Origin of the sequence: Butyrivibrio sp. XB500-5, from assembly GCF_003625505.1 — a bacterium.
Classification (GTDB): domain Bacteria; phylum Bacillota; class Clostridia; order Lachnospirales; family Lachnospiraceae; genus Butyrivibrio.
Genome location: NZ_RAIS01000001.1, coordinates 332,028 through 350,065, shown reverse-complemented (window position 1 = coordinate 350,065; position 18,038 = coordinate 332,028). Strand labels below are relative to the sequence as shown.

Annotated in this window: 16 protein-coding genes; all 16 read left to right on the top strand. The window is 42.0% G+C overall.

Annotation, left to right across the window (positions count from 1 at the left end):
- Window positions 1–85 precede the first annotated feature (85 nt).
- Window positions 86–1,786, top strand: coding sequence for an arginine--tRNA ligase (gene argS, locus D6856_RS01555; RefSeq protein ID WP_120685453.1), 1,701 nt, complete (start codon window positions 86–88; stop codon window positions 1,784–1,786).
- Between the two features lie 110 nt (window positions 1,787–1,896).
- A complete protein-coding gene (locus D6856_RS01550) occupies window positions 1,897–2,406 on the top strand; it encodes a GNAT family N-acetyltransferase (protein ID WP_120657484.1) in 510 nt (169 codons plus the stop codon).
- A gap of 41 nt (window positions 2,407–2,447) precedes the next feature.
- Window positions 2,448–2,813, top strand: a complete 366-nt coding sequence (crcB, locus tag D6856_RS01545) for a fluoride efflux transporter CrcB (RefSeq protein WP_120685452.1) — start codon at window positions 2,448–2,450, stop codon at window positions 2,811–2,813.
- Between the two features lie 6 nt (window positions 2,814–2,819).
- Window positions 2,820–3,563, top strand: a complete 744-nt coding sequence (locus D6856_RS01540) for an aminoglycoside adenylyltransferase domain-containing protein (protein WP_120685451.1) — start codon at window positions 2,820–2,822, stop codon at window positions 3,561–3,563.
- Between the two features lie 27 nt (window positions 3,564–3,590).
- Complete coding sequence (locus D6856_RS01535) at window positions 3,591–4,295, top strand: zinc dependent phospholipase C family protein (RefSeq protein WP_120685450.1); 705 nt, start codon at window positions 3,591–3,593, stop codon at window positions 4,293–4,295.
- Between the two features lie 169 nt (window positions 4,296–4,464).
- A complete protein-coding gene (locus D6856_RS01530) occupies window positions 4,465–4,761 on the top strand; it encodes a zinc ribbon domain-containing protein (protein WP_120685449.1) in 297 nt (98 codons plus the stop codon).
- 13 nt (window positions 4,762–4,774) lie between these two features.
- Window positions 4,775–5,143: a DUF2085 domain-containing protein gene (locus tag D6856_RS15490; RefSeq protein ID WP_092243818.1), complete on the top strand. Its 369-nt coding sequence runs from the start codon at window positions 4,775–4,777 to the stop codon at window positions 5,141–5,143.
- 121 nt (window positions 5,144–5,264) lie between these two features.
- Entirely contained in the window at window positions 5,265–6,170 is a 906-nt protein-coding gene (locus tag D6856_RS01520; protein WP_120685448.1) for a helix-turn-helix transcriptional regulator, read from the top strand.
- 68 nt (window positions 6,171–6,238) lie between these two features.
- Window positions 6,239–6,670: an MmcQ/YjbR family DNA-binding protein gene (locus D6856_RS01515; protein ID WP_120685447.1), complete on the top strand. Its 432-nt coding sequence runs from the start codon at window positions 6,239–6,241 to the stop codon at window positions 6,668–6,670.
- A gap of 41 nt (window positions 6,671–6,711) precedes the next feature.
- A complete protein-coding gene (locus tag D6856_RS01510) occupies window positions 6,712–7,425 on the top strand; it encodes a DinB family protein (protein ID WP_120685446.1) in 714 nt (237 codons plus the stop codon).
- Between the two features lie 3 nt (window positions 7,426–7,428).
- Window positions 7,429–8,304 (top strand): SPL family radical SAM protein, encoded by an 876-nt coding sequence (locus D6856_RS01505; protein WP_120685445.1) that lies wholly within the window; start codon window positions 7,429–7,431, stop codon window positions 8,302–8,304.
- Window positions 8,305–8,357: 53 nt separating this feature from the next.
- On the top strand, window positions 8,358–8,519 hold the full coding sequence (locus D6856_RS15120; protein WP_158588697.1) for a hypothetical protein: 162 nt from the start codon (window positions 8,358–8,360) through the stop codon (window positions 8,517–8,519).
- Between the two features lie 8 nt (window positions 8,520–8,527).
- Entirely contained in the window at window positions 8,528–9,256 is a 729-nt protein-coding gene (locus tag D6856_RS01500; protein WP_120685444.1) for an ion transporter, read from the top strand.
- Window positions 9,257–9,399: 143 nt separating this feature from the next.
- Window positions 9,400–11,523 (top strand): methyl-accepting chemotaxis protein, encoded by a 2,124-nt coding sequence (locus D6856_RS01495; RefSeq protein WP_120685443.1) that lies wholly within the window; start codon window positions 9,400–9,402, stop codon window positions 11,521–11,523.
- A 94-nt stretch (window positions 11,524–11,617) separates the two neighbouring features.
- Complete coding sequence (locus tag D6856_RS01490; RefSeq protein ID WP_120685442.1) at window positions 11,618–13,753, top strand: HD domain-containing phosphohydrolase; 2,136 nt, start codon at window positions 11,618–11,620, stop codon at window positions 13,751–13,753.
- Window positions 13,754–13,789: 36 nt separating this feature from the next.
- On the top strand, window positions 13,790–18,025 hold the full coding sequence (locus D6856_RS01485; protein WP_120685441.1) for a hybrid sensor histidine kinase/response regulator: 4,236 nt from the start codon (window positions 13,790–13,792) through the stop codon (window positions 18,023–18,025).
- The last annotated feature ends 13 nt before the right edge of the window (window positions 18,026–18,038 follow it).

Here is an 18,038-nt window from a genome sequence, read left to right as displayed (position 1 = left end):
AGGCAGAACCGTAATGGATTTAGCAAATAAACTAAATCACTTGCGGTTCTTTTTTTATCCAAAAATATGAAAGGGAATGAAGCGAATGAAAGATGATGTAAGTAAAGTAGTTGCAAATGTAATTGGCAGTATGAATGAATCTCAAATACAAGAATTATTTGAGACACCACCTGATAGTTCTATGGGGGATCTCGCGATACCTTGTTTTCAGTTTGCGAAGATAATGCATAAAAATCCTGCTGTTATAGCTGAAGAAATCAAAGACGTACTGGAAGAACATAAAAATGAGTTTGGGATAGACCATCTTGAAGCAAACGGTGCTTATTGCAATCTGTTTTTTGATCGGGAAAAATACGTAAAGACTGTTTTGACATCAATAGAGCAGGACAATTTTGGAGTGGAAAAAACCGGTGCCGGGAAAACAATCTGCATAGATTATTCATCACCTAACATTGCAAAGAATTTTCATGTAGGACACCTTCGGACAACAGTTATAGGCAACTCGTTATATAAGATATTTGATAAGCTCGGTTACAATATCGTTCGTATCAATCACTTGGGAGATTGGGGAACTCAGTTCGGAAAGCTGATCGTTGCTTATAAGAAGTGGAGTAGTAAGGAAGCGGTTGAAGAAAAGGGTATAGAGGAACTTCTTGATATCTATGTTAAATTCAATAATGAGGCCAAGGAGCATCCTGAATTAATGGATGAAGCACGTAGCTGGTTTGTGAAGATGGAAGAGGGAGATGAGGATGCGCTGGCTATTTGGGAATGGTTTAAAGAAATCAGCATGATTGAGTTTGAGCGTGTGTATAAAATGCTTGGAATGGAATTTGACTCATATACCGGTGAGAGCTTTTATCGTGAAAAAGTCCCGGCTCTTGCTGTAAGTCTCAAAGAGAAAGGGCTACTGATTGAAAGCCAGGGCGCCAACGTAATAGACCTTTCAGAATATGATATGCCGCCCTGTATGATAACCAAGAAAGATGGAAGTTCAATTTACCATTCACGTGATATCGCTGCAGTTCTTTATCGAAAAGAAAAATATGATTTTGAAAAATGTCTGTATGTAACAGGGCTCGAGCAAACACTTCATTTTAAGCAGGTCTTTAAAGCAATAGAGCTGATGGGTAATGAATGGTATGGAAATCTTGTCCACATCCCTTATGGACTTGTCAGTCTTGAAGGTGAGAAGCTATCAACAAGGACAGGAAATATCATTTACGCTGAAGATATTTTGAATGAAGCAGTTAAGCGCGCAAAGCAACTTATAGAGGAAAAAAATCCCGGCTTAAGCGATAAGGATAATGTAGCTAAGCAAGTTGGTATCGGAGCCGTTATCTTTCATGATCTATTTAATCAGCGCATCAAGAATATTGATTTTTCATGGGATGCGGTACTTAGTTTTGAAGGAACCACCGGACCTTATGTTCAATATACGAATGCTCGTGCAGGAAGCATTCTTCGCAAATATGGAAAAAAGCTTGATGTTGACGGCATATGCTATGCTTCGCTTACAGACGATGTTTCATATGAACTGATCAAAACACTCACTGGTTATGAAAAGGCTGTAAAGAGTGCAGCTATGCGCTATGAACCTTCAGTTATAGCTCGTTTTCTTGTTTCATTGAGTACAGCGTTTAATAAGTTCTATCAGGAGTGCAAGATACTTAAAGAAGAAAATGAGAGTACTAAAGTTTCAAGGCTGTATCTGGTTCAGACTGTACAGAAGATCATTATTGAGGGTTGTAGCCTTTTAGGAATACAATGTCCGGAAGAGATGTGATCAGTGGGTAGAATCCTATATCCTCACTGATTGCAGGTATGTTATGATGTGTAAGTGGGAATCCACCTCGGTTGCATAATACATCAGCTCTTAAGAAAAGCGAGACAACTATGATCATAGAGACAGAAAGATTATTCTTACGTGAAATGAATATGGATGACTTTGATGCATTGTATGCTGTCCTTGCTGACCCGGATATTATGCAGCACTATCCTTATACTTTTGATGAGGAACGCGTCAGAAATTGGATCGAGCGAAACATGAATCGTTATAAGGAAAATGGCTTTGGGCTGTGGGCAGTGTGTTTGAAAGAAACCGGAGAAATGATCGGTGACTGCGGACTGACATTGCAGAACATTGATGGAAAGATGCTTCCTGAGATTGGCTATCACATCCGCAAGGATTGCCAACGTAAAGGATATGCTAAGGAAGCGGCAAGTGCGGTGCGCGATTGGGCTTTTGAGAATACCGATTATCCTTCGCTGTATTCTTACTGCAAGTATACCAACGAGGCCTCATATAAGACCGCAGAAGCAATAGGAATGCACTTTGATAAGGAGTATCCTGACGAGGCTAATAAGATCACACATGTATCAGTGATCCATAAATTCAATAAATAAAACAAGTCATGTTTGATATTAGACAAAAGAGGAAGTGAAAAATGAATTTTGTTTTTGTTGCGCTTGGAGGCGCACTTGGAGCAGTAGCAAGATATGCAATCAGTTTGATACCGGTAAAAGGGCAGTTTCCGATACTTACTTTGGTGACTAATATTCTGGGTGCGATCATTATAGGTTTTATCGTTGGATTAACAGATAAAAGAGCTGACGTATCGCCCAATACAGTGCTCTTTTGGAAGACAGGTGTATGTGGCGGATTTACAACATTTTCAACGTTTTCACTTGAAGCATATAAGCTCTTTGAAAACAAGGCATATATGCTTGGAGGAGTATATACGGCGCTGAGCGTTTTCTTTTGCCTTTTTGGGGTTTTCTTGGGAAAGAAGATCGCAACAGTTATAGGATGATATATTATGAACACAATACTAACTCAATTCGTAGACAGATCAAAAGACATTTTAAAAGAAAACCTGGTAGGAGTATACCTGCACGGTTCTGCCGTTATGGGATGCTACAATCCCAAGAAGAGCGATCTCGATCTCATCATTGTTGTAAACGGTGAGATGTCTGATAGCGAGAAAAAAGCTTTCGTGGACATGGTCGTTGAGCTAAATGAAAACGGACCGGCAAAAGGCATAGAGATGAGTGTCGTAAAGAGAGAGGTGTGTAAGCCCTTTGTTTATCCGACACCGTTTGAACTGCACTTTTCGGTGATGCATCTTGTATGGTACAAGGACAATCCGGATGACTACATTCAGAAGATGAACGGAGAAGATTCCGATCTTGCGGCTCATTTTACCATCATCAAGAAAAGGGGCAAGTGCCTTTACGGCGATCCGATAGATGAGGTTTTCGGTGAAGTTCCGAGCGCCGACTACATGGATTCCATCAAGGATGATATCGCGGAAGCCGAGGATGACATCGTGGACAATACGATGTACATAACGCTCAATCTGGCGAGAGTTTTGGCATACAAAAAAGATGATCTCGTCCTCTCCAAAAAAGAGGGCGGCGAGTGGGCTCTTAACGCGGTCCCCCAGGAATATCACGATCAGATAAAAGAAGCTATGCGTGAATATGAAACCGGAGAAAACGCTTCTTACGACACAGAGCTTGCCAAACGCTATGCAAGATACATGTTAAACGCAATCATTTGAGACTGACAGAAGGGAAAGGGGAAAAATATGGCATCATGGATGGTACACTTAAGGATCACGGACGCTCTTTTGGATAGGTTAAAAGAGCTTGATGAGACCGCGTTTGTTATCGGAAACATCGCACCTGACAGCGGAGTTCCGAATGAGGACTGGTCTGTATTTACACCGTCAAAAAATATTTCTCATTTTAAAGGGGATTCAAAGGACAGGACATATGTCGGCGTAGATGAATTTGCCGATCGCTATTTTACGGATGAAAAGATAAGGAAATACAATAAGCGTGAGTATTCATTTTTCCTTGGCTACTACACACATCTTTTGACTGACAGAGAGTGGACCTATATGACTCACGCAGAAGGCGTTAACGAGGAAAATGCACGCAAGGAAAACATGTCTCTGATTGATTTCATCTGGAAGAATAAAGCGGACTGGTATGATCTTGATTTCTTATATCTTGAAGAGCACCCCGATTTTAGAGCGTTCAATATTTATGAGAACGCAACAAAGGAAGAGCTTTCCAATGATTTTATGGAGGAATTTCCGGACTATGCATTTGAGAACAGGCGTGAATATATATGCGGATTTTACAGAAGTGATAACCATGGCGATCTTCACAGAGAATATAAGTATTTGACCAAAGAGCGTGCTGAAAGGTTCGTAAAAGAAACTGTGGACATTATCATGGATGCTTTAGACACGCGAAATGACGGAAAAAGAGCGATTGGCGAATAAAGACGGTTTATTTTTTCATATTATCAAATAACTGTTTTATATTTTGCTAAATTGGCTATTGTATTATTATACTGTTTGCTTTAAAATTACACATGTATTAAGGGAGCTGTTAAAAAAAAACATGTATAACAGCTGGAAAAATTCATAGTTTTGGAAGGAGATATTGAAAATGAGTGAAAACAATTTTGAGGGAAACAACGAGAACAATGTTAACGGCGTTGAAAATCAGTACAACGCGCCTCAGTATCAGGGACAGGCACCTGTAGTTGATAACGGAGGATTCCTTTGGGGACTTCTTGGATGCTGTATTCCTATCGTTGGTCTTATTCTTTTCCTTGTTTGGAAGGATACAAAGCCCAAGACTGCTAAGGCAGCCGGAATCGGTGCACTTGTTTGCGTAGGTATTTATATCGTTTATGTAATTATTGTTGCTATCTTCGGTATAGGTATGGCAACCATGGGATGATGAGAATCTGAATATGATTGAATGGATGTATCGTTGGTTACCAAGAATATTCGGTTGTCACTGTCGAAGCGACAGATCCTTTTATTATAAAGGACATCAGTTTCCGATATGTGCCAGATGTACAGGTGAACTGATCGGCGTTTTATCAAGTGTAATCTTGTTCTGGTTTTGGAAACCGTCGGTACTTATATCTTTTATCATGATGATACCGCTTATCGCGGATGGTTTTATCCAGCGCTTAACAAGTTATGAAAGCACAAACCTAAGACGAGTGATTACAGGGGTTTTGTTTGGAATAGGAATTATGGCGTTGCTTGCGCATTCTACTATTTTTGCTTTTAAGTTTGGATATGATTATGGCTTATCATTAAAAACAAGATAATACTGATTAAATTTTTACCCGCTTCTTGGATTATTTCCGATAAGCGGGTAAAATTATTTTATAAACATGACATATAGCTGTCATGTTATCTAAGTTATGATGTTTACGGAGAGTAGGAAATATGAAGATTGACAGGCTGATCGGAATATTATCGATACTTTTGCAAAAAGAGATGACGACTGCTCCGGAGCTTGCAGAGCACTTCGAAGTCTCAAGAAGAACGATAAACAGAGATATAGAAGCGCTGTGTAAGGCCGGGGTACCCATACAAACAACGCAAGGCACCGGCGGCGGAATCAGCATAATGAGCGGATATCGCATGGATAGGACAATTCTTACATCCAAAGATATGCAGATGATCCTTGCGGGGCTTAGGAGTCTTGATAGTGTAAGCGGCAGCAAGTACTACGGGCAGCTTATGGAGAAGCTTCAGACCGGTTCTTCCGAGTTTATCAGCGGAAAAGATTCTATGCTTATCGATCTTTCTTCGTGGTACAAGACATCACTTGCTCCGAAGATATCAACGATTCAGGACGCTATCGAAAACAGGCACCTTTTGTCTTTTGAGTACTATGCGCCTTCAGGTGAGAGTAAGCGCACGATCGAGCCTTACTATGTTGTGTTTAAGTGGAGCAGCTGGTACGTTTACGGTTTTTGCAGGAAACGAAAAGACTACAGGCTTTTTAAACTCAACCGTATGGACAAAGTGAAGCAAACAGATAAGTCTTTTGTCTGCAGAAACGCCCCGTTACCTGATCTTGAGACCGAGAATATCTATCCTATGGAGATCAAGGTGAAAGCTCTTTTTACCCCCGATGTGAAGTGGAGACTTGTAGAAGAGTTCGGCCCCGGTTGCTTTGAGGAGACCAAGGATGGGAAGCTGTTATTTACGGCAGATTACACCGACGCGGACTATTTTACCGATTGGATAATGACATTCGGGGACAAGGCGGAAGTGCTGGAGCCTGTCGAGGTACGAAAGAGAATCCGTGACATCGTCATCGCGATGAAGAAAATGTATGACTGAGTTTGTTTTGCGCAAATAAGTGAGCAAAGTCTTTTTATAGTAAAAACTTTTATTTGGAGGAATGAGTAGTGAAATACCCATGGATAGATGAATTTCTTATGGAGAAGCCGGGTGTGACCAGAGACCATCAGAAGGACTGGAATTGGATGCGCTATCAGATCGGCGGAAAGATGTTCGCCGCCGTGTGCATGGATGATGACAATAAGCCGTATTACATAACGCTTAAGCTCGAGCCGATGGAGGGGGATTTCCTCCGCAAGCAGTATGAGGACATTATCCCCGGTTACTATATGAACAAGACGCACTGGAACTCCGTGAAGGCAGACGGAGCAGTTCCTGATGATCTGTTAAAAGATATATTGGATAAAGCATACGACATAGTATTCAAAAGTCTTACGAAGAAAAAGCAAAAAGAGATACTTGGTACCAGAGATCCAAGCATGTCAGATGAAGAGTTTATGAAAAATGTAGACGAGAGAGTGAAGCGACTAAAAGGATAATATTACTTTTAATTATCATATTAAAAAAAGGGGTAAACACAATGAACAAAGACGAGATGATCAAGGCAATCAACTGTACATTCGAGGAACTAAAGGCTGCGCTTGAGGGAGATGATCTGGATAAGATTAAAGATCTTACGCTTGAGCTTCATGCGATGGTGCACCCGGCGTTAGTCTCGGGTAGAAGTGAGAAGACGGTTGCGGATATAGTGCTGGACTATGTTCTTTCCGGCAATCAGAATGAGATCGTTCAGAGAGAAACCTGGGATGCGGATCTTCACTATGCGGGAAGCAAGACGGTTCCCATGTGCTGGCAGCTTTGGCATACCTATAGGATAGAGGATCTTGTAAGTAATATACTTATGGAGAACGGTCAGCAGATATTTAATGATGAGTGGCAGAAGAAGATCGGTTCATCAATAACCGATACGGGTAACGCTCTTGAGCCCGATGAATTAACAGAGTGGGCCAAGAACATAAACGCTGAGGAGCTTAAGAACTACATGATAACCGTCGGCAAGAACACGCGCCGTATTTTGGCAGGACTTACTCTTGAGCAAATTAAGAACATGGTTCCCGAAGAGTGGGTTATGAGAATCCTTGAAGAGGGTGGTGTGACAACCGATTTCCGCTCTGTATGGCTCCTTGTATTCTGGGGAAGGCTTACTATCGGCGGAATGATCTTAACACCTATGACTTCGCATCATATGATGCATCTTCCTACCAGTATAGATAAGATTTGTAACAAGGAGTGACCTATGCATTTTGTGGATGCAAAAGGAATACTGACTTCAAACAACGGCCTTCACGGGATGAACATCTACAGGGGATGCACACACGGCTGTATATATTGCGATTCAAGGAGCACGTGCTATCAATTCACGCATGATTTCGAGGATATCGAAGTTAAGCAGAATGCACCACAGCTCCTTGAAAAGGCGCTTAAATCCAAGCGAAAAAAGTGCATGATAGGAACGGGAGCGATGTCTGATCCGTACATGCACTGCGAAGAGCAGCTTGAGCTCACAAGGAAGTGTCTTGAGATCATATCAAGATATGAGTTCGGCCTTGCGATCCAGACCAAATCAGATAGGATACTTCGTGATATAGACCTTCTTGATGAGATAAACAGGAAGGCTAAGTGCGTTGTCCAGATGACTCTGACGACCTATGACGATGAGCTTTGCAAGATCATTGAGCCAAATGTCTGCAACACCAAACGTCGCATAGAGGTCCTTGAAGAGATGCAGAAGAGAGGCATACCGACTGTAGTGTGGCTCACACCGATCCTGCCTTTTATAAACGACACGGAAGAGAATTTGATTCCAATACTTAATGAATGTGCCCGCGTGGGCGTAAAGGGCATCATAATATTCGGAATGGGGCTTACTTTAAGAGAAGGCGACAGAGAATATTACTATGCGGCGCTCGATAAGTATTTCCCCGGGATGAAGAAGAAATATATAGAGCGATATGGTAATGCGTATGAACTGCAGAGCCCGAATGAGAAAGCTCTTTTGACCATATTCAATAAGTTCTGTGCTGAGCACGGGATAATATCGGATCCGTACAAGTGCTTTGGATATCTAAATGATCTGCCGGATAAATACGAGCAGATATCTTTCATAAATTAATCAAATTGCTTCTGTAACACTCCTGTGCTACCATTGAAATAGAGGTAATTTGTATGCGAAATGATGTTAATGAAACAAGCCATCTCATCGGGGATGACGGTGTATACGAGAATGTCAAGATCAGACAGGCCAAGGTGTTTATAGCGCTTTGCAGGATCATTACCGTTGCGCTTGCAGTGCTTGGCTTTATGGCGCTGTTTGTCGGAACAAGGTAGGGATAAGTATGTATAACATCAAAAAGCGAATTTATGAAGTGCTTGAAGTTTCAAGTGTGGGTGACAAATCCAGTAGGGCCTATGACGTTATGATAACTGCAGCCGTCATTGTAGGTCTTCTTCCCATGACTATGAAAGGGGAGAATACGTACACCCGCATCATCGAGCTTTTTACGAGCCTTATCTTTTTTGCTGATTACTGCGCAAGAGTCTACACGGCTGATTACAAGATGGGATTTAAGAGCGTAAGGACTTATTTTGCTTATATCCTTACGCCTCTTGCAATCATGGATATTTTGTCCATCCTACCCGTTATAGCACTGTTTGTGCCTGTTTCCGGGTTCATACGTCTTTTAAAGCTCTTTAGGTTCTTTAGGATATTTAAACTGATACGTTATTCAAAGACCATGATAATAATCGCCAATGTGCTCAGAAAGGTTAAGAAGCAGCTCTTTGCGGTTCTTATCCTGATCGTCATCTATATCTTTGTTTCCGCCATGCTGGTATTTCAGCTTGAGCCGGATCTTTTTAACACGTTCTTTGACGCCCTATATTGGGCTACCATTTCTATCACGACTATCGGCTACGGTGATATCTCGCCCGTGACCCCGATAGGACGTATGATCACCATGATATCAGCACTTATGGGAATGGCAGTCATTGCTCTTCCTACAGGTATCATCACCGCTTCTTACATGAATGAGATAACAAGAAAAAAATCCAAGTACGAGCTGTGAATATTTTATAAAAAGTTAATGATTTGCCGATAAGATTTAGAATAAATTTACGAACAAAATGGTAAGATGTATATATAACGTTTTTAATTGTCAGATAATTATTCCCGGCATGTTTTTCTTTGGTGCGTCAAGGAGGCTGAGTAATGAAGAAGATCAACAATTTGAAGATTTACGTTAAGATGAGTCTTGTAATTGGTCTTGTTATTCTTATCGGACTTGGAGCTATTTACGGCATAATCAATACAACAACAAGATCTATTATGAGAAAACAGACAGAGGTAAGGCTGGCTGAGCTTACCGAGAGCCGTGCGATCATAATTGATAAGCACCTGACGGAATTGCAAAGGCTTTGTAATACCTATGCAAGAGACCCTAAGGTCGTTTACCTCATGGAGCACGTAGACGACGCGGAGGCACAGCAGGTTGCACAGAAGACTTTGGAGAGTATTGTCACGACCAGATCTGACATAGAGAGTATGTACGTAGCCGATGATGCCACCAAGGTTTACACTCATACCGATAAATCATTTGTCGGACAGATAGCCAATGCCGAGATGGCCGGCTTCACTCAGATCATTGATACTCTGGGCGGACAGTTTGTCGCAGGTATTGTTCTTTCGCCGGCAACCAATACAAACGTTGCTATGGCTTTTTCAAATGTTTATAATGCAGCCGGCAAGGCCATAGGTTTTGTCGGAGGCTGCGTTTATGTTGAAGAGCTTCAGGATATTATCGTCGGACTTAGTGCCGAGGGACTTGATGAGGCGCAGATGTATCTGTTAAGTAGTGGAGACCCCAATACCGGATCACCTCCGGCTTATGTATTTGCACCCGATTCGGCGCTTCTCGGAGTTGCGATCGAAGATCCAAATCATCTTGCTGCAATTGAAAAAATGCAGGAAAATCCCGAGGGATTCTTTATGTTTAACAGAGCGGGAACCGGCAAGATGATTATGTCATACAGAAGTATCCCCGCTTTCGGATTCTGTTTCATAGTAGAAGATCCCGAAAGTGATTTCATGAGCGATATAAATGCTCTTAGTAATAAGATTCTTATTTTGACTGCTATCGTGTTCATCCTTTCACTTGTAGGAGTCATCCTTGTATCCAAAGCAATATCCAAGGATATCGAGGGCGTTACACACGTTATCAAGGATCTCGGAACACTTGATATTACCAAGCAGTCCGCACTTGCCAAGTACGACGGACGTAAAGATGAGGTCGGACTTATCGCGAACGCAACCAAGAACCTTTCGGGAGCGGTTGAATCGACGATCAGATCGCTTCGTACACTTTCCGGAAATCTGCAGTCCGGTTCCGGCAAGCTTCGTGAGAATTCGGAGTCAACACTTGAATCTATCGGTCAGGTTGATGTAGCGGTTCATGATATTGCTCAGGGCGCAACCAATCAGTCTATCGAGACCAAGAATGCTACCGATTCCGTAAAAGAAATCGGAGTTATGGTTGAGGAGACCAAAGAAAAGACAATGCAGCTTAAAGAGGCTTCTCAGTCCATGCAGGATTCCTCCAAGAAAGCCGGAGAGATCCTCAGAGAACTCGGCGAAGTCAACGAAAAGACCAAGCAGGCTGTTGATGCGATGTACGAGCAGACGGCGGAGACAAGCCATTCCGCAGACCAGATTGCAAAGGCTTCCGAGCTTATTGCATCTATCGCAACCCAGACCAATCTTTTGTCACTGAATGCTTCTATTGAGGCTGCAAGAGCAGGAGATGCGGGACGAGGATTTGCGGTTGTTGCAGGTGAGATCGGTTCACTTGCTTCACAGACCGCGGATACAACGAAAGAGATCAACGATATCATCCAGCAGCTTATTGATAACTCCAAGAGATCGATCGAGGCTATGGATGACGTTAAGAAGATAATTGACAGGCAGAACGAATATGTTCAGCAGACCAAAGAGATATTCGGATCTGTTGAGGGTGAGATCATCAATAACCTCGAAAGTATCGATGAGATCTCATCAACGGTTGAGAGACTTGATAATATCCGTGAATCCGTTGTCGGTGTTGTTGAATCGCTGTCGTCGATCGCAGAGACCAATGCCGCAACAACTCAGGAGACCAGTGCTTCTACATCTGTTGTAAGCAATATGATGGAAGAAGTTTCTTCGATCGCTACACAGATTTCCGATATCGCAAACGATGTACAGAAGGATATCGATGTATTTAAGATTTCAGACGAAGCTCCGGAAGAAGTTTGGGAAGAAGTTCCGGAAGAAATTTCCGAAGAATTACCTGAAGAATAAAAGAATAGTGTTTGACTTGACTTATTAAGAAGTTGGGAGGCGGTAATGTTGTTTTCGTTACCGCCTCTTTATATCCATGAGGGGATTTATCTTAGTGAAGGGACATTTAAGTAAGAGCAAACAACTTCAAATAGAGTTTATTCGCTGGGTAGTGATATGCGTGGCAGTTAATATCATTGCCCTGAGAATCACGGCTTTTTTTAATCTTCCGATATATCTTGATACTATCGGAACTATTTCTATGGCGTTTGTGTGGGGACAATTACCTGCAATTGTGGTAGCGGTCCTGACATATCTTATCTATGGCTTTTTTATTCCCGATTCTATGTGCTACGCAATGATAGGAGTTTTTGTGGCCATCAGGGCTACGGTATATATCGGGAAAGAAAATATAACTATTAAAAAATTACTCTGCTTTATTCTGGATTCCGCATTTATGAGCGGTGTACTCGGTGCGCTCTTTCAGTGGCTGCTTTTAGAAAAACCCCAGCTCAATTACATAAATGATACCGCTAGGCTTATGGGCGGTTCCAGTGAAAAGAACTTTGTTATAGCAATGATAATTCTGGTCATAACGCTTAATGTGATCGATAAGAGCATCTCCGTTCTGGCTGCATATGGTCTGTATAGACTGGTTCCTCAGGATTTAAGGATGATAATGTGGAACAGCAGATGGAAACAGACACCTCTTTCCAACAAAGAGAGAAAAGAAATAGTGCAGAACAGCAAAAAGGGCAACACATCCATTATGGTAAAAGTTGTGGTTGTCCTCATGCTTGTTACGATTTTTACATCCGTTATCCTCGGAGTGGTAAGTTCCAGAGTCAATTTTGATGAGGCAAAAGAAAGAGGAAGAAATATGTCGGCTGATGTCGCCAAACTGGTGGCGACTTCGATAGAACAAAGATATCTTGAGGCATTTGCCCAAAAGAATGTCAAGGTTAACGAATACAGAGATGTTAAGTATCTTCAGTATAACGAAATGCTAATGTCTCTAAAAGAATCGATTCCTTTGATCGAACGTCTATATGTTTTTGATATAAAAGATGACAGCATATATATGATTTTTGATACAGACGAGGATTTCCAAAAGAGCGGCATTTTAGGTGAAAAGACAGATGATGCAAATTTCCTTATGGATTCAATGAATGTTCTTTATGACGGACCGGAAAGCGGTTCCCGCGAGTCTATCGGAAAATACGGTTATCTGATCACATCTTATGAACAGATACATGCAACGGAAGATAAAGCCTTTTATGTAGGTGCGGAAGTTTCGCTTAAAGATTACAACATGTTCCTGAAAAAATATGTGATCAAAATAACTTTGACCTTCTCGGGATTCTGCGCGCTAATTCTTTCGTGCGGTTTTATGATGGCGGCGCACAATCTTGTTTATCCGATAGGTGCTCTCGAAATGCGCATTGACGAGTTTATGGAGAGTATCGAAGATCAGGATGAACTCGATGAGAGTGTTCGAAAGCTTGAAAGACTTGATATAAGGACCAATGACGAGCTTGAGAGGCTCTATAATTCCATTTGCAAGATGGCCAATACGACAGCCGAACAGATGCGAAATGTTTTGACACTCGCACAGTCCAATGAAAAGATGCAGGCCGGACTTGTGGCCACTATGGCGGATATCGTGGAAAGTCAGAACATCGACTCAAAAGCGCATATTCAGAAGACGACCGCTTATGTGCGGATCATATTGGAAGGACTAAAGAGGAAAGGCTATTACCCTGAGAAACTTACTCTCAAATATATGAAGGATGTTGAGATGTCTACGCCTCTTTATGACATAGGCAAGATCAAGATACCCGAATCAATCCTCAATAAACCGGATGCGCTTACCGATGAGGAATTTGAGATCATGAAGACTCATACAATTGAGGGTAAAAAGATATTGGACAATACGATAAGCTCCATGAAGGGAGAAAACTATCTCAAAGAGGCAAGGAACATGGCAGCTTACCATCATGAACACTGGGACGGCACAGGATATCCCGAGGGACTTCACGGAGAAGTCATTCCTTTGTCTGCGCGTATCATGGCAATTGCAGATGTATTTGATGCGGTAACGTCACTGCGTGTATATAAATCTGCGTCGAACTACCAAGATGCGTTGGATGTAATCCTTGACGGTTCGGGAACCAGATTTGATCCAAAGTGTGTAGAGGCATTTGCTGATTCATTCAGCGAAGTTAAGAACATTCTGAGAAAATATTCCTGATATGATTACCGGTTACAATGGAGGTCGTATCTGATAATGACGGGCAAATACATTAAAAAAATATATATTGCAATTCTTCTTTTTGTCTTTTGCTTGGGAAATATATCGGTACCTGCTTTTGCAGATGTACAAGGTGACGAGGAGCAGGAAGAGGAATCTCTGAACGGCGGTGGATATGCGACAACCGGCCAGCTTGGCGATGTCGGATACATGGCCAAAGTTTATGATGCGACAAACGGAATTCCAACATCGGAAGCAAACTGTATTCTCGGAGCTTCCGACGGTTACATCTGGATAGGCGGGTATGCCGGAATCATAAGATATGACGGTTCATCTTTTGAAAGATTACCCGCATCTATGGGACTTACAAACGGAAGATATATATTTGAAGACAGAAAAAATCGTATCTGGGTCGGAACAAATGACAACGGTGTGGTTGTTCTTGATAAAAATGATTTTATCCATTATTCAAAGGACGAAGGATTGTCGTCTTCATCAATCAGGTGTTTCGCAGAGGATATGCACGGAAACGTCTATATTGCGACAACATCCGGTGTTGACTACGTGGATAAAGAAATGAATCTTCATTCTATAGATGATGACAGGATCAATGGGGAGAGAGTATTAAAGCTTACTTCGGATGCTGTCGGAAATGTTTACGGCCAGACCAAGAACGGTGCAGTTTTTCAATTATCCCGTGATACGGTGAGCCAATACTATGAAAGCGAAGAGCTTGGGACAGGTCTTATAACCACTATTCTTGCGGATCCCCGCGAACCGGGAATCCTGTATTTCGGAACGGAAACCGGGCATATCTATTACGGTAGCCTTGGTCAAAATGTCGAAAGTCTTATTTGCTATGATGCGACAGAAGCCGGTAATATTCACTGGCTAAGCTATGACTGTAATAGAATATGGGCATCTTCGGGCTCGGTAATCGGTTATTTTACCGAGGTCGGAAGATTTATTGTGATTGAAGATCTTCCTATGGATGCGGCTATTGAAATGCATACCTCCGACTATCAGGGAAACATGTGGTTTGTATCTTCCAGACAGGGAGTAATGAAAATAGTAGTAAACAATTTCCTGAATTTCACTGCGCTTTCCGGAATCCCTGATGAAGTGGTCAATGCCACATGCTTCTACGGCGGAGAACTGTACGTCGGAACTGATGATGGCTTGTATATAGCGGGACTTGGGCATAATTCGGTAAGTAACGATCTTACAAAATATCTCAAAAACATAAGAATACGTCACTTTATGAAAGATAAAAACGGTAAGCTTTGGATTTCCACTTTTTCAGGGAATAAAGGGCTTATTTGTTATGAAAAAGATACCTCGATAAAATCTTACACTATCGAAAACGGGCTTCCTTCCAACGAGATCCGCTGTGCATATGAGATGACGGACGGAACTGTTGCCGTTGGTACCAATGATGGGCTTGTTTATATAAAAGACTATCAGGTAAAAAGAACTGTCGGAAGCGATGACGGAATGATGAATACCGTTATACTTACCGTTACCGAGGGCGATAACGGTGAGATCTTTGCGGGAACCGATGGAGACGGCGTATATGTTATAGATGATAGCGGCGCGAGAAAAATGGAAGGAAAGCTTACCAGCGACGTTATCATGAGACTAAAAAAAGATAAAGTAAATGGGCTTTACTGGATAATAACTTCCAATTCAGTGGAGTATATGAAAGACGGAGAAATTACCGAAGTAAAATCATTCCCGTATAACAACGTTTTTGATGTTTTTACGGATAACGTCGACAATTACTGGTTTATGTCATCGCAGGGATTGTATGTTGTAAAAAAACAGGAATTGTTTGATGACAATATATCGGATTACAGACTATATACCATGGTAAACGGAGTTACCAGTATACCCGTTGCGCATAGCTACAGTTTTCTTTCGGATGACGGAAATCTTTATATCGCCGGCAGGACCGGAGTTTCCAAGGTTAATATCAACAACTTCCTGGAAGAAAAACTTATTGTTAAAGTTGCGATAGCTTCGATTGTATATGACGGAGAAGTGGTACTTCCGGATGAAAACGGCGGGTATTCAATCCCTGCCGGAAACGGACGAATCCAGATCATTCCTGCGGTACTTGATTACAGTATGTCTAATCCGACCGTAAGGGTATTTTTGGAAGGAACGGATGACGAAGGTATGACGATAGAGCAGAGCAGGCTGTCCAACCTGGAATATACGGGGCTTGGATACGGCAACTATGTTCTGCATATACAGATCCTGGGAAGAGACAGAAAGACAGTTTTTAACGATACCTCTTTTGACATAAGAAAAGAGCCTCAGTTCTTTGAACTTATTACAGTCAGGATTCTTATGATCGCGCTTCTTGTTTCTTTGGTCGGTTTTATCGTATGGCGTGTTATGAACGGAACTGTCATAAGAAAGCAGTACTTGCAGATACAGGAAAGTAAGGAAGAAGCCGAGAAGGCCAATATGGCAAAATCAAGGTTTCTTGCCAATATGTCCCATGAGATCAGAACTCCCATTAACACTATCCTGGGAATGGATGAGATGATCATAAGAGAGGACGGACGAGGTGTACCGGAGGGTTATTATCAATCGGTTCTTGGATATGCCCATGACATAAAGGGAGCGACGGAATCGCTTCTTAGTCTTATAAACGACCTTTTGGATATTTCAAAGATCGAGTCGGGTAAGATGCATCTTGTCGAGCAGGAATACGACGTTGTAGAGATGCTAAGATCCGTTATCAAGATGATCAGGGTAAGAAGTGAAGCCAAAAAGCTGAGTTTTGATGTTGATGTCGATCCTACCACTCCCGTAAGACTGTACGGAGACGAGGGAAAGATCAAACAGATAATACTTAATCTGCTTACCAATGCCGTTAAATATACGGAAGAAGGCGGATTTGTTTTAAAGGTCTGGGTTACGGAAAAAAGTGAGCTTTCATGCGCACTTAGGATATCCGTAAAAGACACCGGAATAGGCGTTAAGAAAGAAGATCTTGATAAGCTCTTTAATGCTTATGAACGTCTGGACGAGGAAAAGAACAGCTCCATCCAGGGAACGGGACTCGGACTTGATATATCTAGGCAGTTTGCGCTTCTTATGAACGGCAAGCTCTGGTGCGAGAGTGAATATGGTGAAGGAAGTGAATTTATCTTAACGCTGTCTCAGAAGATTATAGACGACCATGAGATAGGAGCATTCCATGAAGATAACGACACGGCGGGCAAGGGCGTTTACGTGCCTAAGTTTATTGCGCCCGAAGCGGATATCCTCGTTGTAGATGATAATGCGATGAACCTTGCGGTTATTAAAGGTCTTTTGAAACCAACGAAGATGTTTATAACTACAGCCGAGAGTGGAAAAGAGTGTCTTGAAAAATTAAAGACGGGAAAATTCGATGTGGTATTGCTTGATCATATGATGCCCGGAATGGACGGAATCGAGACTCTTGAGCATATAAGGAAAAATCATCCCGATCTTCCCGTATATGCACTTACCGCCAATCAGACGGTTGGAGAATCGTTCTATCTGGAAAAAGGCTTCAACGGTTTCCTTGCAAAACCTATAGATACGGTTCAGGTCGAAAATGCCATAATGAAGCATCTGCCTGAGAATATCATGATGAAGCCTACGGATGCCGACGCCGAGACTGTAGAAAATGAGCTTCCGAATGAATATGAGTGGCTTAGAAATATTCCGGAGATATCCGTGGATGACGGAATCAAATACTGCGGAGGAGCGGATGCATTTATCGATTCGCTGAATATGTTCCTTGATACGATTGAAGATAATGCTGCGCTTATTGAGGGAGCGTATAAGGATAACGATATCAAGCTGTATACCATAAAGGTGCATGCGCTAAAGAGTTCCTCAAGGATAATAGGAGCGCTTGATCTTTCCGAGAGATTCCGCCTGATGGAAGATGCGGGAAATGCGCATGATATTGAATATATCAGTAACGGCATCGATGAACTGATGAAGGACTACAGAGAGTATGAATATAAGCTTGAAAAGCTCAGAGAAATGTCTGATGAAGCAGGTGATGCCAATAAGGCTGAAATATCCGCAGAGGATCTTTCTGATGCTTATGAAGCATTAAAAGAGCTTGTTCCAATGATGGATTATGACGGTGTTTTGATGGTGCTTGATCAGGTTGATGAATATAGACTCCCGAAAGAAGATGCCGCTAAGATGAAAGATCTGCGAAAGAATCTAAAGATCTTTAACTGGGATGATATGGAAAAGCTATTGGGAATTGAGTAAAGACATCGAAAGA